Annotated in this window: 14 protein-coding genes; 9 read left to right on the forward strand and 5 right to left on the reverse strand. The window is 35.0% G+C overall.

Going from position 1 to position 15728, the window contains the following annotated elements; all coding sequences use genetic code 11:
- Positions 1–103 precede the first annotated feature (103 nt).
- The 5 genes from ABXQ82_RS02170 to ABXQ82_RS02190 all read left to right on the forward strand — a co-directional run bounded on the left by ABXQ82_RS02170 (position 104) and on the right by ABXQ82_RS02190 (position 6359).
- Positions 104–3349, forward strand: a complete 3246-nt coding sequence (locus ABXQ82_RS02170; protein ID WP_367054208.1) for a T9SS type B sorting domain-containing protein — start codon at positions 104–106, stop codon at positions 3347–3349.
- A gap of 156 nt (positions 3350–3505) precedes the next feature.
- A complete protein-coding gene (locus tag ABXQ82_RS02175) occupies positions 3506–4375 on the forward strand; it encodes a hypothetical protein (protein WP_367054211.1) in 870 nt (289 codons plus the stop codon).
- 76 nt (positions 4376–4451) lie between these two features.
- Entirely contained in the window at positions 4452–4874 is a 423-nt protein-coding gene (locus ABXQ82_RS02180; RefSeq protein WP_367054214.1) for a cupin domain-containing protein, read from the forward strand.
- A gap of 93 nt (positions 4875–4967) precedes the next feature.
- Positions 4968–5471 carry a lipocalin family protein gene (locus tag ABXQ82_RS02185; RefSeq protein WP_367054217.1) on the forward strand — a complete coding sequence of 168 codons (504 nt, stop codon included), beginning with the start codon at positions 4968–4970 and terminating at the stop codon, positions 5469–5471.
- A 222-nt stretch (positions 5472–5693) separates the two neighbouring features.
- The gene (locus ABXQ82_RS02190; protein ID WP_367054220.1) at positions 5694–6359 is read left to right on the forward strand and encodes a hypothetical protein; all 666 of its coding nucleotides are present in this window, start codon (positions 5694–5696) and stop codon (positions 6357–6359) included.
- Between the two features lie 163 nt (positions 6360–6522).
- On the opposite strand, the gene ABXQ82_RS02195 is transcribed toward ABXQ82_RS02190, so the two are convergent.
- The gene (locus tag ABXQ82_RS02195; RefSeq protein WP_367054223.1) at positions 6523–7200 is read right to left on the reverse strand and encodes an NAD-dependent deacylase; all 678 of its coding nucleotides are present in this window, start codon (positions 7198–7200) and stop codon (positions 6523–6525) included.
- Between the two features lie 145 nt (positions 7201–7345).
- Here ABXQ82_RS02195 and ABXQ82_RS02200 point away from each other — a divergent pair, with 145 nt between their 5' ends.
- The 4 genes from ABXQ82_RS02200 to ABXQ82_RS02215 all read left to right on the forward strand — a co-directional run bounded on the left by ABXQ82_RS02200 (position 7346) and on the right by ABXQ82_RS02215 (position 9845).
- Positions 7346–8173: a CHRD domain-containing protein gene (locus ABXQ82_RS02200; protein WP_367054226.1), complete on the forward strand. Its 828-nt coding sequence runs from the start codon at positions 7346–7348 to the stop codon at positions 8171–8173.
- 69 nt (positions 8174–8242) lie between these two features.
- On the forward strand, positions 8243–8902 hold the full coding sequence (locus tag ABXQ82_RS02205) for an RNA methyltransferase (protein WP_367055032.1): 660 nt from the start codon (positions 8243–8245) through the stop codon (positions 8900–8902).
- Positions 8903–8940: 38 nt separating this feature from the next.
- On the forward strand, positions 8941–9465 hold the full coding sequence (locus ABXQ82_RS02210; RefSeq protein ID WP_367055035.1) for an SRPBCC family protein: 525 nt from the start codon (positions 8941–8943) through the stop codon (positions 9463–9465).
- A gap of 5 nt (positions 9466–9470) precedes the next feature.
- On the forward strand, positions 9471–9845 hold the full coding sequence (locus tag ABXQ82_RS02215; RefSeq protein WP_367054229.1) for a VOC family protein: 375 nt from the start codon (positions 9471–9473) through the stop codon (positions 9843–9845).
- A 229-nt stretch (positions 9846–10074) separates the two neighbouring features.
- On the opposite strand, the gene ABXQ82_RS02220 is transcribed toward ABXQ82_RS02215, so the two are convergent.
- The 4 genes from ABXQ82_RS02220 to ABXQ82_RS02235 all read right to left on the reverse strand — a co-directional run bounded on the left by ABXQ82_RS02220 (position 10075) and on the right by ABXQ82_RS02235 (position 15721).
- On the reverse strand, positions 10075–10851 hold the full coding sequence (locus ABXQ82_RS02220) for a carboxypeptidase-like regulatory domain-containing protein (RefSeq protein ID WP_367054232.1): 777 nt from the start codon (positions 10849–10851) through the stop codon (positions 10075–10077).
- 277 nt (positions 10852–11128) lie between these two features.
- Positions 11129–12907, reverse strand: coding sequence for a DEAD/DEAH box helicase (locus ABXQ82_RS02225; RefSeq protein ID WP_367054235.1), 1779 nt, complete (start codon positions 12905–12907; stop codon positions 11129–11131).
- Between the two features lie 675 nt (positions 12908–13582).
- On the reverse strand, positions 13583–14815 hold the full coding sequence (locus ABXQ82_RS02230; RefSeq protein WP_367054238.1) for a M48 family metallopeptidase: 1233 nt from the start codon (positions 14813–14815) through the stop codon (positions 13583–13585).
- Between the two features lie 105 nt (positions 14816–14920).
- Positions 14921–15721 carry an RNA methyltransferase gene (locus ABXQ82_RS02235; RefSeq protein WP_367054241.1) on the reverse strand — a complete coding sequence of 267 codons (801 nt, stop codon included), beginning with the start codon at positions 15719–15721 and terminating at the stop codon, positions 14921–14923.
- Positions 15722–15728 lie beyond the last annotated feature (7 nt).

The raw sequence follows: 15728 nt of genomic DNA on the forward strand, positions 1-15728 counted from the left end.
CCTTCTTTTTATTAATATATTATTGATAAATTTATAAGTCGTAATCTTAACCCAATTCACTTTGAATTTCATATTGAAACAATTTTTATACCCGATTTTATGCATGAGTTCAATGATAGGTTGGACTCAAAACATACCACCAAATCTTATAGCTACTGGCAATCAGGATTATTGTCCAACAACTCAAATAAATATTACGACAAGTTTCAATATTATTGATCCTGATGATACACAGATTGATGCATTTTTCATCCAAATATCTACAGGTTATACTTCTGGTGAAGACGTTTTAATTTTAAACGGAACACATCCAAATATTTTAGCGAGTTGGAATACAGTTCAAGGTAAATTAAGCTTGACTGGACTTGGTGGTGCGCCGATGAATTATACCGATTTGATTGCCGCAGTAAACAATGTCGTTTATGAAGCTACAATTGATACAGACCCTGGGGATAAGTTATTTTCATTCACAATAGGAAGTGCCAATTTTTTACCTTCAACAGGACATTATTATGAATATGTTCCCGCTTTGGGCATTACATGGACTGCTGCCAAGGCTGCTGCAGATACACGGACTTACTTTGGGTTACAAGGTTATTTAGCAACGATAACTTCTGATGAAGAAGCGCAACTTTCTGGAGAACAGGCAGCAGGCGCAGGATGGATAGGAGGGAGCGATGCAGAAACTGAAGGCGTATGGAAATGGGTTACAGGACCAGAAGCGGGAACTGTATTTTGGAATGGTGGCATCAATGGTTCTACCCCAAATTATGCCAACTGGAACGCAAATGAACCCAACCAATCTGGAAATGAAGATTATGCACATGTTACCGCACCTGGCATAGGAATAGATGGTTCTTGGAATGATTTAACTAATGCAGGAGCTAATAGTGGGAATTACCAACCAAAAGGTTATATTATGGAATACGGAGGTACGCCCGGAGATCCACCTCTTGACATTTCTGCAAGTACAAAAATTAATATTGCATCTATAACCAATTCTGTAACACCAACCGCAATTTGTGGCTCTGGAAGTGTGAATTTAGAAGCAACAGCATCTTCTGGAGATGTGGTTTGGTTTGATAGTTTAACAGCAACAACACCAATATTTACGGGTTCTACGTTTACTACCCCAATAATAAATGCGACAACTAGTTATTATGCATTGGCATCTGTAAATGGATGCTTAGTAGGAAAAAGGACTGAAGTGGTAGCCACCGTTAATCCAATTCCAAGTATTGATACTATTTCCGAAGATACCGTTTGCGAAGGAGCATCTGGAACTTTAAGTGTTACCGTTTCTCAAGGCACAGTAAGTTGGTACAATGTCTCGGCTGGAGGTGCGTCAATTGCATCAGGAACTTCATTTTCTACACCAATACTTACTAATACAACCACTTATTATGTTGAAGTTATAAGTAATGGTTGTACTTCAATAACTAGAGAACCTGTTACAGCAACTGTTCAACAAACACCAGCACCAATAGGAAATACTATTCAGGAATTTTGTGATATAGAAAATGCAATATTGGCAGATTTGGTCGCTACAGGAACAGATATATTGTGGTATGATTCAAATGCTGGAGGAACACTTCTTAGTTTTTCTACACCAGTAGTTAATAATACAACTTATTATGCATCTCAAACAATAGGAGGTTGCGAAGGTGCTGCGAGATTACCAGTAGAAGTTCTTATATACGATACGGTAATCCCTTTGTTGCCTACTGAAATAGACCCCATGGAAGCCTGCGACAACAATGATGATGGTGATGCAACAAACGGATTAGCCCAATTTAATTTAAGAACCTATGAAACCATTTTATTAAACGGAGCTGCGGCCAGCGATTTTAGTTTTTTATACTTTATAGATGGCGCAAGAGCTACTCCAATAGCGACGCCACCTGAAACTTTTGAAAACACAATTGCCAACGAACAGTCCGTTTACCTTAGGATACAAAACAATGCAAATACAAATTGTTATACTGATGTTTCATTTAATGTGAAAGTGAATGCGATACCAGTTGTAGCACCTTCAGTCGTATTTAAAAACTGTGATGAAGATGGTATAGCAGATGGTTTTACCGATTTTAATTTAAATGAATTGGACCGCATTATTACCCAGGAAAATTTAAATAATTTCAAGATAACATACCATTCGTCTTTAGTAGATGTTAATTCTGGCGATAACCCGTTAATTCGTAGCCCATACAATAACCAAACCTCAAATCTCATATTCGGACGTGTAGAAAATAATACCACAGGTTGTTATAGTGTCTCCACAATAGATTTGGAAGTTTCTACGACTTCATTGGCTGCTAACTTTATTCAAGATATAGAGCATTGTGATGATGATAGTGATGGCTTTCATGAATTTGATTTAACAACTGTGTCAATGTCATTTATGGACGAATTTCCAAGCGGACAAAATTTAACGGTTCATTATTACAGGAATTTGACTGATGCACAATTAGAAGACAACGAAATTTCTGCACCAACCAATTATATCAACGAGACACCTTTTTCTCAAACTTTGTATGTTCGGGTTGAAAGTGAAGATAACGGGGCGTGTTTCGGAATAGGACCAAACCTAGTTTTAACAGTCCATCCAAGACCGGAATTTGAAGTAGATCAATCTGAAACCTTTTGTTTAGATGGGAATTCCATTACCTTAAATACATTCAATCCCAATGGAATATATAGTTATGAATGGAAGGATTCCGATGACAATATTATAAGTAATTCAGAAACTGCAATTGTGAATTCTGAAGATATTTATACAGTTGTTGCAATTTCAATTGAAGGTTGTAAATCGTTTCCAGTTCCTTTTGAGGTTAAAGCATCTGGGATTTCAAAAATAGATAAAGAAGATATTAAAGTTGAAGATTTATCAAACAACAATACCATCACCATTGATGATTCTGATATTGGCATTGGTGATTATGAATATGCCTTAGATAATGAATTCGGACCTTTTCAGGACACGCCATTTTTTAATAATGTATTGGCTGGTGCACATTCAGTTTATGTAAGAGATAAAAATAAATGTGGAACTGCTAATGTAGAAGTATTTGTAATGGGCTTCCCAAAGTTTTTTACACCTAATGGAGACAGAAACAATGATACTTGGAACATCAAAGGTTTAAGTAATGAATATTTGCAAAATACTACAGTAAAAATTTATGATAGGTACGGAAAGCTCATAAAACAATTAAGACCCTTAAATGGTGGTTGGAATGGCACTTTTAATGGACAACTTCTTAGAACTAACGATTATTGGTTTGTTATAAATTTAGTTGATGCTTCTGGAGATACTCAAATTTATAGAGGCCATTTTAGTTTGATACGGTAGTTTTATTGGGCTAGACTTTTTAAGAATAAACTGCTAACTTCGTTCCTGTCTGCGACAGTCAGGTAACCTAGGATATAAAACGCATTGCAGAACTGTTTCAGTATTTAAATGAGTTCATAACCTCAAAGTTGTAGGGCATTAAAGAGAACCAATAAAATGGACAAAGTTCTTGAATTGAAACAAAAATATGACATTGGAGAAATTACTGAATATGAGGAATCAATTGAGTATTTTGAAAAATCAGAACTGATAAAAGAATTACTGTCCGATTTTGATTTAACCACACTTAACTTACTGAATAGATTAGCTGAACTATCTGAAATCCCATTTACTGCAGAACTTGATAAAGTTAAATTTTGGATAAACAAACTTGCCGATTTATCATATTGTGGCGATGGTTTTTCACTTACTGGAAAAAGTGACGATATTTTGGCTTGCTACAATTCAATGATAACTACCATTCTGATAAAATTGAATTATGGTAACAGCAATCAAATCCAAAAGGGAATTGATTGGATTTTGAGATTTCAAAACTTTGAACGTGGTGTGCCAAACAATTGGAACGGTTCTGGGGTTTTAAAATATGGTGGTTGTATGAAGCTGACCCCTTGCTTTATTGGAGTAGTAAAAGCCTTAATCACTTTAACAGAGTGCAAAAAAAGTAAGAATTACAAATCAAACGCTTTACTCGAAAAAAAACTAAAAAAAGGACTTGAATATGTGCTCGAACATAATTTGTTTAAAAGAAAGACGAATGATAAACCAATCACAAAAGATATAACAAAATTAACGTATCCATTTTTTTATAAAACAAATTTGATTGAAATTCTTCGGCTAATAAAAGACAATAATTTATTATCAGATGTAAGATGTAATTCAGCAATAGAGTTTCTGGACAAAAAGAAAAATAAAGATGGATTTTGGAAAGTTAATAGTGTCTATTTACCAAAAAACTGGGTTGAATTTGATAAACCAAAGAAGAACGGATTATGGTTGACTTATGAAATAAACAAACTAATTGATTAAAAATCACACTATACAATAAAGTATGATCAATTGCTTAGTCTGTGAGTACTCGAAAAAAATCTACATAATTTACAGAATGAAAAAATACACCACAATTTTCTGCTTGCTACTGATTTTACTTTCCTCTTGTGCTGTTGGGAAACTAAAAGAAATTAAAGTTGAAAAACTGGCAGAAACCTCTAAAAGTTGGAACGGGGATGCACTTCCAAATTATCCAGAAGGCACTCCAAAGATTACTGTTTTAAAAATTACCATTCCGCCAAAAACGAAACTGCATAAGCACTACCATCCTGTTATAAATTCGGGAATCATTTTAAAAGGAAAATTAAAGGTTGTAGATATAGCTGATAACGTGTTGTATTTAAAAGAAGGCGATGTAATTGTTGAGCTGGTCAATAAGATGCACTACGGCATTAACCAGGGAAACAAACCCGTTGAAATTGTGGTGTTTTATGCTGGGACAGAAGATTTGCCGATTACGGTTGTGGAGAAGGATTAGAGGGTTAGTTGCGATTTGACTTTATAGAAAAAAATAATTGATGACATTTTAAATAGGTTTCGATGTAATGGTATAATTTAAAAACTTACTATTATGAGAACCAAATTTCAAAATGTATTACTAACTTCTTTATGTGCTATTATCTTATTTTCTTGCTCAAGTGATGATGAAGTATCAAATGCTTCATTAGTGGGGACATGGAAATTAACGTCGTTGGTCATTGAAAGCGCTTTCGATTTTAACGGAGACGGAACAGCCTCAAGAGATTTATTTCTGGAAACAGATTGCTACGATGGCGATTTTATTGAAAACATGGAAGACGGAAACGTGAGGATTGTGAGCGGACTTACCTTTATTTCCGTAGATGATAATTTTCAACCAACGCACAGATGTCTTAACGGATTTGACCGCACCACAACGTGGACACAAACCGGAAATACTGTTACCATTGAAAATGGATCCGCAGATATTGTAGGCACGATTTCTGGAAATACGGTAACCGCAACTATTGTAAAAGGCTTTGAAATGGAAAAATATAACGGTACAAGTGTTGTGGACGATAAAGAATCCATGACGCTTACTTATGAAAAACAATAACTTTTTTATGACCCTGAATGTCTAGTCTTAAATAACCATTACAAATTTTTATAAAGAAAATTTTAAATCTCCAAGAGTTTGATTCTTGGAGATTTTTGTATTATATATGACTTGATTTTGTCAGAAAAATTTTTAACTTCGTTAACGTCGGATATAAGTCACCTGTGCTGAACTTGTTTCAGTATTAAAATGATGTATATCCGTAAAAACATTAGTAGCCATATGAAAAAAACACTATCATTAATATTAATAATTCTAACAATTGGAATTACAAGAGCTGAAAGTATAATTACAGCTCAATATCCTGACAAAATCATTTATGAAGGAAAAGAGTTTAATTTAAACTCAAATCCATTAGAACCATATTTTGACAAGAATCCCGAAAATAGACCGGAAATGACGTCAACAGCTCTTTGGCGTGGATATGTAGGTCATTTTGAAATAATCGGAAATGAATTGTTTCTAACTGATATGAAAAAGCCTGTTAGTTATACCGATGATGATGGAAATTATAAGCGAAAATGGGTTTCAATCTACAAAATGTATTTTCCAAGACAAGGAAAAGTAAGAATTGACTGGTTTACTGGAATTCTAATTTTACCACACGGAAAAATGGTTGAATATGTTCATATGGGTTATGCATCGACTTACAGCAAATATTGGCTTCTCGAAATTGAAAACGGAATATTTAATGAGGCTCGAAAATATACCAATAAAGAATTTGTAAAGTTCAAAAAACGTCAATTTGAGGTATTCGAAAAAACAGAGGAATACAAAAAATTATATGCGGAATTAAAAGAAAACGATGAATACAACGATGATGAATTTATAAAATCTTTTATTTCCGATTTTGTAATAAACTATACAACAAAATTTCTGACTGAATAAAAAATACTGTGGGGCACAATGTGTATAATTCATTGCTAGTTAGAGCCTACTTATTAAAGTCCTCGCGGACTTTTCTATCTGTGATTTATTGCTAATTTTAATGCTTAAAGACTCAACGAAATCATGCACAAGACCGTTAAACAAACCTCCCTAAACCCCACCCTTAAACACCAAAATCCTCAATTGCCTTTCTAACCCCAACCGTAGCAACATCAGCAATTACAGTCAAATTTTGTTTGCTCTCAACATTCGGTTTTGGGTCAATAAAATAAGTTGGCGTGTTTTCAGGCACATAATGCATCAAACTGGCTGCGGGATATACTTGCATGGAAGTTCCAATAATCATTAAAATATCGGCGGTTTCACAAATGGTTACAGCTTTTTCAATCATCGGGACATCTTCTCCAAACCATACAATATGCGGACGTAGTTGATAGCCTTTTTCGCAAACATCACCTAAAACCAAATCCGTTTTCCATTCTTGAATATCGTTGACATCACGAGTACTTCTTACTTTCAATAATTCACCATGTAAATGAATAACGGTTGTGCTTCCTGCGCGTTCATGCAAATCATCTACATTTTGGGTAATGATGCTTACTTTAAAATTTTTCTCTAATTCGGCTAAATCAAAATGAGCGGCATTAGGTGTAACATCAAAAAGTTGCTGTCGTCTTTTATTGTAAAAGTCCAACACCAATTCAGGGTTTGCAGCAAAACCTTCAGGAGTGGCAACTTCCATAACATCATGTCCTTCCCATAAACCATCGGCATCCCTAAAGGTGTTAATACCACTTTCGGCACTCATGCCTGCTCCTGTAAGTACTACTATGTGTTTCATTTTAATAGTTTTTAACAAAATAATTAAAAATGGCTAATTGAAGATAAAGTAAGCCTAAAATTATTTGAATCAAGAATTAATTTAATTGAGCAAATTTACATAGAAGTGCTATTCTAATTTTGTATAAATCTCAAATTTATATATTATGAAAAAGACAATTTTAAGTATTTTAATGGTATTGCCTATTTTAGTTTTAACTAGTAGTTGTTGTGACGACGACGATGGCGTATTTGTTGGTGCAACTAAAACATATGATTTAAACTCTGTTACTGACCCAAATATTTCGGGTAAAGCAAAATTCATCGAAAACCAAAACGGCTCAACTACAGTAGAATTACAATTAACCGGCACTCCAGCAGGTGGGATGCACCCAGCACACATTCACTTTAATACTGCTGCCGAGGGTGGAGGTGTAGCTGTTACTCTTGGTGCCGTTGACGGAGACACGGGTTTTAGTACCATAACATTTTCTAAGCTAGACGATGATACGGATGTAACTTTTCAAGAAATTCTGGATTTTGACGGTTACATCAACGTACATTTAAGCACTACAGAGCTATCAACAATAGTTGCACAAGGCGATATTGGAGAAAATGAGCTAACCGGGACTTCTAAAGTTTATACTTTAAATGAAAAAGATGTTACTGGTATTAGTGGCACGGCAACTTTTCATGAGCGTGTTAATGGTGAGGCTCTAGCTATTTTAGATATCTTGAATACACCTGCAGGTGGTATGCATCCCGCACATATTCATACAGGAAGTATTGCTACTGCTCCTGGAAGCATCATGTTTACCTTCAATCCTGTAGATGGAGATACGGGAATGAGTATGACAAATGTTTCTGAATTAGATGATGAAACAGATTTTGATTATGATGATGTATTAACCGTTGATGGTTATATTAACATACATTTAAGTGCTGCACAGCCAGAAATCATTGTTGCTCAGGGCAATGTTGGTGCCAACGAATAATAATTAATCTGTTAGAAGAAGAATTAACTAAACCCGATAAATTTTATCGGGTTTATGTATTTTTATAGAATGGTAAACCTGCATCTTTTAGAACACCTAGAATCTTTTTTAACTGTATCTAGAAAAGAAAAATTCCAACGTGTATTATCCCAACGGACCAAGCATTTTACAATAGCTACTGAAGATGTATATCAGCTTCATAATACAAGCGCGGTAATACGATCTTGTGATGTTTTTGGCATTCAGGAAGTCAATATTGTAGAAGAGCAAAACTCAAAACAGATTGATAGGGAAATTGCCATGGGTGCTCAAAAATGGGTAGATTTAAATAGGTATGGTTCTGTGCAATCGTGTATTTCAGACTTAAAGCAAAAAGGCTATCAAATTGTGGCAACCACACCTCATAAAAATGATTGTAATTTAAGTGACTTTGATATTTCCAAGAAATCGTGTTTTTTCTTCGGAAGGGAAACAGAAGGACTCTCTGATGAAGTGCTTAATAATGCAGATTGTTTTCTGAAAATTCCAATGGTTGGATTTACCGAGAGTTTGAATATTTCGGTATCTGCGGCCATCATTCTACAACATGTCACAACTAAGTTGAAACAATCAAATATTGAATGGCAATTATCGGATAATGAAATGTTTGAAAAGCGATTGGATTGGTGTAAAAAAACAATAAAAAGCTATGATGAAATTGTGGAACGGTTTTATAAAGTGAAAAAATAATTATCTTTATACAAAACAACTAAAATTTTCTCATCATGATGATTCTCCTTTACATCGTTTTAGCAATTGTTGCGATATGTATTCTTTTAGTTCTTATAGCACCCAAAAAATATGATGTGAACAGAAATATCATCATCGATAAACCGTTACCAGAAGTTTTTCAATATTTAAAATTCATTAAAAATCAAGATGAATGGTCGCCTTGGAAAAAGAAAGACCCAGATATGAAACAAGAGTTTATAGGTACTGATGGAGAAATTGGTTTTTTATCGAAATGGGTAGGGAATAAAGATGTGGGTTCTGGCGAACAAGAGATTACGGGAATTATTAAAAATGAAATCATTATATCGAAATTACGTTTCTTAAAACCTTGGAAATCAGAATCGGATGCTTATTTAAAGGTTGAAGAAATCACCCCTAATAAAACTAAAGTTATTTGGGGTTTTTCTGGAGAAAGTAAACCACCAACAAATGTGTTTTTCTTATTTTTTAATATGGATAAGGCAGTTGGGAAAGATTTTGAAGAAGGATTGGCGAGTTTAAAATTAATTTTAGAAAAATAGAAATTATGAAAAAAAATATGGTGGGTTGGTTTGAAATCCCTGTATCTGATATGGATAGAGCCAAAGCGTTTTATGAAGCGGTGTTTCAGGTTAAAATTGATATGCACGATTTTGGAGGCATGTTAATGGGGTGGTTTCCTTTTACAGAAGGTAAGGAGGGCGCAGCAGGAACTTTAATTAAACAGGAGTCTTATATTCCAAGTCAAGAAGGTACACTCGTCTATTTTATGAGTGAGGATGTTCAAATTGAACTGGATAGAGTAGAAGCTGCTGGAGGTAAAATATACCAACCAAAAACCGAAATTTCTCCCGAGTACGGATGTATGGGCGTTTTTATTGACACAGAAGGAAATAGAGTTGCTTTACATTCGCAGAAATAAAGTCAGGGAATTTGTAAAGTAAAAAGGAATGTGTAGTATAAAAAGATTAACATACTTTACGAAAATGCCACGAACCTGCCGGCAAGGCAGGTACACTAATTTTTAAAAAAATCTATAGATTTTTTATTTGTGATAATTATTTAACTCCTATTTTTAGTTTTATTCGTGCATTAGTGGCTCAAATAACTTTAAAATAAAAAGTATGAATTTACCCTGAATTTTAAAAAAACTAAATCCTATTAGTTCTTCCGCGACTTAACAATTTGTATTCTTCATAACATTCACTAATGGCATCCAAAATTTGAAGATCGTTTGCAGTTTGTACAAAGCCTTTAGAGTAGTTACATTGGCTTACAATTTCATCTAAATCCACCCGATCTACATTAAGCAGAACGGTAAGCATTTCACGATCAAAACGAGAAGCCAATAGATTTCTGATTTCATCATCTTTTTTCATCTGCTTAAGCTTTTTTAGCTCATTTGGTTTTTTGCCAAACATGCGATGTAAGAAATCGGCGGGATTAAAGATAGAGCCTATCACTTTGGTCAAGCCAGATTTTTTACTAGCTTCATAACCAGTACTTGTTAATCCAGAAATCTGGTAACGGTAATTATCGTTTATAGAAGGTACTTGTTTAATGTCAACCTCTAAATAACCAGTAAGTGTCAATTGGTTTACAACCACTTCTTCAAGTGCCAGGGCTAATTCGGTCAATTCAATTTTAGAACTTCCAAATTTCAACCAGTCGTTCGTCACCCTTACTTTAATGGATTTAAATCCCAAGAATGAAAAATGAAGCGTATCATTCGCTTTCGCGGTAATTTCAAATTCCCCCTTTTCATTAGTAGAAGTACCCTTAACTTGATTTAAGTTAACAATATTTACACTTTCCAGAGGTTTATCGTTAGCCGAATTGATAACAGTACCCAAAACACTAGTTGCATCCTGTCCTAGGGCAATTCCTGTAACACATAGAAAAACAATAATGTTTAGATAATGTTTCATAAATCTATAAAGATTCTAAATTAGGATATAAAAGTACTAAACAAAACAATAGTATTTTGTTGTAGTGTTTTAATTTGACTTAAAATTAACAAAAACTATTCCTAAATTATGGGTTTTTGCGTCTTAATCGGTTTTAAAACCTATAATTAATGAAGGTTTAGTTTTGTAAGGATTAACAACACCTCCCTTAATCCCTCCTTACTTAGGAGGGAAACTGTTGCGCATGAGTTTACCCAATAAAAAGAGGGGGTTAAGGGAGGTGTTAAATTATTACCTATTATCTTCTTGAGCGTCTTGGTCTAGAAGCTGCGAATTCTCCAGAATTTGAACGTCTTGGTTTAGATTTGCTATCGCTTCTGCGTCTATCTCCTCTGTTTCCGTCACCACCTTTTCTATGGTCTCGGCGCTTGCCACCTCTGTTTCTATCACGACGTCCGCCGCCTCCACGGTTTTCGGATACTTCAACGTTTACAAAACGCCCGTCGTGCTTAAAGTCGGTGAAAAAAGCCAAAACTTTTTCCTGTAGTTCCTTTTCAGTATTAAAAAACGAAAAACTATCCTTTACTTCAACTTTAAAAACATCATCCCTTCCCAATTCCAATTGTTCTTTTAAGAAGTCTTTCAACTTCATCCAATCAAAACCATCTTTACCACCTACGTTTATAAAGTAACGTGAAGAATTATCAGCTTTTCCTCCGAAACCACGACCGCCTTCTCTATCACTAGAGCCTTCAGAAACATTTAAGTTTTTAGATTTATTATAATAATTATAAAAACGCGTAAACTCCACAGAGAAGAATTTTTTAATCAATTCATCTTTATCGGTATCCGCAAACAATTCGTTAATACTGGTTAGGTGTTTATCAATTTCATGATTAATTTCCGTATTATGGATTTTATTAGCCAGGGACATTAACTGCACTTCGCATATATCAGCACCATCAGGAATTTCCTTTTTCTCGAATTTTTTATTGATAATGCGCTCAATACCTCTTATTTTACGCACTTCACTTTTAGACACAATAACCATCGAGATTCCTGTTTTACCTGCACGTCCTGTTCTTCCAGAACGGTGGGTGTAAACTTCGGGTTCGTCTGGCAATTGGTAATTTATAACGTGTGTAATATCGTCAACATCAATACCGCGCGCAGCAACATCAGTAGCTACAAGTGTTTGTATTTGTTTGTTTCTAAAGGATTTCATCACCAAATCACGTTGATTCTGACTTAAATCGCCGTGCAACGCACCAGCGCTATAACCATCCTCAATCAGTTGTTCGGCTACTTTTTGAGTATCACGTTTTGTACGACAAAACACAACTGAGAAAATATCAGGATTTGCATCAGATAAACGTTTCAAGGCTTGGTAACGGTCTCTCGCATTTACCAAATAATATTCATGCGACACATTACTTGTACTTTCATTCTTGGTTCCAACAGTAATTTCCTGCGGATGATCCATGAATTTTTTAGCAATCGTAGCCACTTCACGAGGCATGGTTGCAGAAAACAACCATGTGTTTTTATCATCGGGCGTATGCGATAAGATATCCGTAATGTCCTCCTTAAAGCCCATGTTTAACATCTCGTCGGCTTCATCTAAAACAGAATATTGAATTTTAGAAATATCGACCAAACGTCTTTTAATCATATCCTTCATACGTCCAGGAGTTGCCACAATAATCTGTGCGCCACGTTTTACCTCGCGCGCTTGGTCGGTAATGCTAGAGCCACCATAAATAGCCACAACATTTAAGCCTTTACAATACTTACCGTATTGTTTCATCTCGTTGGTGATCTGTAAACAAAGCTCGCGGGTAGGCGATAAAATCAACCCTTGCGTAGTTCTGCTATCGACATCGATTTTTTGTAACATCGGAAAACCAAAAGCAGCCGTTTTACCAGTTCCCGTTTGGGCTAGTGCCACTAAATCGGTTTCAGAATTTAATAAAATTGGGATTGCTTTCTCTTGTACTTCACTCGGTTTTTCAAAACCTAAATCGGTAATTGCTTGTAATAGGTCGTCATTAAGACCTAAATCTTGGAATGTGCTCATTCTAGTATAAGTATTCGATTGTATGATGTGGTGTTACAAAAGAAGCGAATCGACATACTTAACCTTAAACTCCTAGCAACACATCCTCACTCTGAGGAATTTAGTGAAACTCAAATTTGAAACCCTTGTAAAGCGCATTCAAATTTGTTAGTTGAACTAATCCCGAATTCATTCAGGGAACTCAACTTTTTTAATTTCAAGGTGCAAAGGTACGTTATTATTTTAGATTGGCGATTGATGAAAAATAATTAACGAATAACGATTGATGATTAACGAATAACGAACAAAAAAAGATTAACGATTTGAGATTTGGAATTTAGTTTTTGTCTTTTGGAATTTACTTTTTTTGGCGTTCCCCTCCTAAGGTCGGGTCGGGCTTTGCGTTCCAAGTCCTCGTCACGCTTTAAGGCGTGACTGTGGGCTTTCCTCTGCAATCCCTAACGCGCTTATCAGCTAACGTTATTGCGAGGAGGAACGACGTGGCAATCTGTTTAATTCTAGGTTCAACCGCTGCGCAAAGTCTCCCGACTTTGAGGACACGTATCCCGACTTTGAGCAGCGTGGTTCCATTCTCTAGGACTTTATAGAAAGTCAAAGTATTAGTTGTTTTTTTTCCGACAAACTCAAAATGAATCAAAATCTCTTTGCGCCTCTGCGTCTTTGCGAGAGAAAAACCTATTTCCTCAAATTCCCAATCCGTTCCTTCAACGTAGGATGCGAATAATGCATAAACACATACGCAGGATGCGGTGTTAAATTACTCAAACTGTTTTTAGAAAGCTTCTTAAGAGCCGAAATAAGCGGTTCGCCTTTATAAGTGTTTTTAGCATAATCATCCGCTTGGTATTCAAATTTTCTAGAAAACACGTTCATAATCAAGCCTGTAATTTCGGAAATAGGCGAGTAGAGCAATCCAAAAGCAATCAGTCCGATATGAAAACTCGGAATCTCAACACCCAAAGCCTGAGATAATAAAGGGTTCGATATAAACAACGATAAAATATAAAGCGTTAACCCAGTTAATAAAATAGAAGCAAACAAATTAAAGATGATGTGCTTCTTTTTGTAATGCCCAACCTCATGCGCCAAAACAGCAACAATTTCTTCATCATCTAAATCATTTATCAACGTATCATAAAGTGTAACACGTTTTTCACTTCCAAAACCTGAAAAGTAAGCATTGGCTTTTGTGCTTCGTTTAGAGCCATCAATCACAAAAATCTTGTCCAATTTAAAACCGACAGATTCCGCATATGCTGAAATTTTATCACGTAAAGCCCCTTCTTCCAAAGGCGTTTGTTTATTAAAAAGCGGTACAATTAATTTAGAATAAAACATATTCATAAACAAGGTAAAAATAGCTACTAACCCCCAAGCATACAACCAAAAATGTTTTCCTGTAGCTTGGTAAAAACAAATAATTAACGACAAAATTCCGCCGCCAACAATAGCCATCATCAACCAGCCTTTAATCTTATCTAAAAAGAAAGTTTTTACAGTTGTTTTATTAAACCCAAATTTTTCTTCAATAACAAAGGTGCTGTAATAGGAAAATGGTGTGGTTAAAATATCGCTCCCGATCATTATAATTCCAAAGAAAATGAGTGCTACAATAACTGGGTGGTCACTATAACCTCTGGCAATATTATCCACAAACTCAAAACCATCAAAAATTAAAAAAGCTAACGTGAGAATAATAGAAAAAGTTGACGTTAATAATCCAAATTTGTATCTCGTCGCTTTATAGCTTTGTGATTTTTTGTATTCTTCATCGTCGTAAACATCTTGTAATTCTTCAGGAAGTGCATCATTAAAATGTTTTGCGTTTAAAGCGTCTAAAACTTTATCAACTATAAAATTGATGACGATTATGGCGATGATGATGTAGAATAGGGTGGTTGAATTCATATTTATTTTTAACGTCATTGCGAGTCGCTTTTTGCGACGTGGCAATCTGTTTAATTTTAGTTCAATTTAGAGATTACTTCGGTCATCCTTTCCTCGTAATGACGCTTATTCAAGATCTCTCTGTCTTTTCGCCTCAAAAATAAGAATTCCAGCAGCAACCGAAACATTCATAGAATCAATTTCTCCTTGCATGGGTATAATAATATTTTGAGTGGAGTTTTCTAACCATGCGTCACTCAATCCAGTAGCTTCCGTGCCAACAACAATGGCGGTTGGTGTTGTATAATCCTGCGTATGATAATTAACTGATGCTTGCAATGCAGCACAATAGATGTTTATATTTTTTTCCTTTAAAAAACTTATAATTTCAGAAGAACTTCCAGTTGCAATTTGATCGGTAAATAAACACCCAACACTAGAGCGAATAATATTAGGATTGTATAAATCGGTTTTTGGGTTTGCGATAATTACTGCATCAACGTTTGCAGCATCGGCAGTTCTTAAAAGCGCACCAATATTGCCTGGTTTTTCGGGAGCTTCTGCTACTAAAATGAGTGGGTTTTTTGTCTTAAAATTTAAGTTTTCAATAGTATGATCTTTTGATTTTGCAACCGCTAAAACACCTTCGGTAGTTTCTCGGTAAGCTAGTTTTTGATAGACCTCTTTCGAGATTTCTATAATGTCAACTTCTCGATTTGTTAAAGTTTTTATCTGTTCCAAAGAAAACAGTTCAGGATAAAACAAAACAGTTTCAAACTCATAACCACCTTTTAGGGCCAAAGAAATTTCACGTTCGCCTTCAATTAAAAACGTGCCTGTTTTTTTGCGTTCGCGTGATTTGTCCTTCAATTGTGTAAGTTGTCGAATAAATGGGTTTTGTATGCTTTGTATTACCTTATTGAGCATTTTTTCT

This window comes from Algibacter sp. 2305UL17-15, from assembly GCF_040720935.1.
In the GTDB taxonomy this organism is placed as follows: domain Bacteria; phylum Bacteroidota; class Bacteroidia; order Flavobacteriales; family Flavobacteriaceae; genus Jejuia.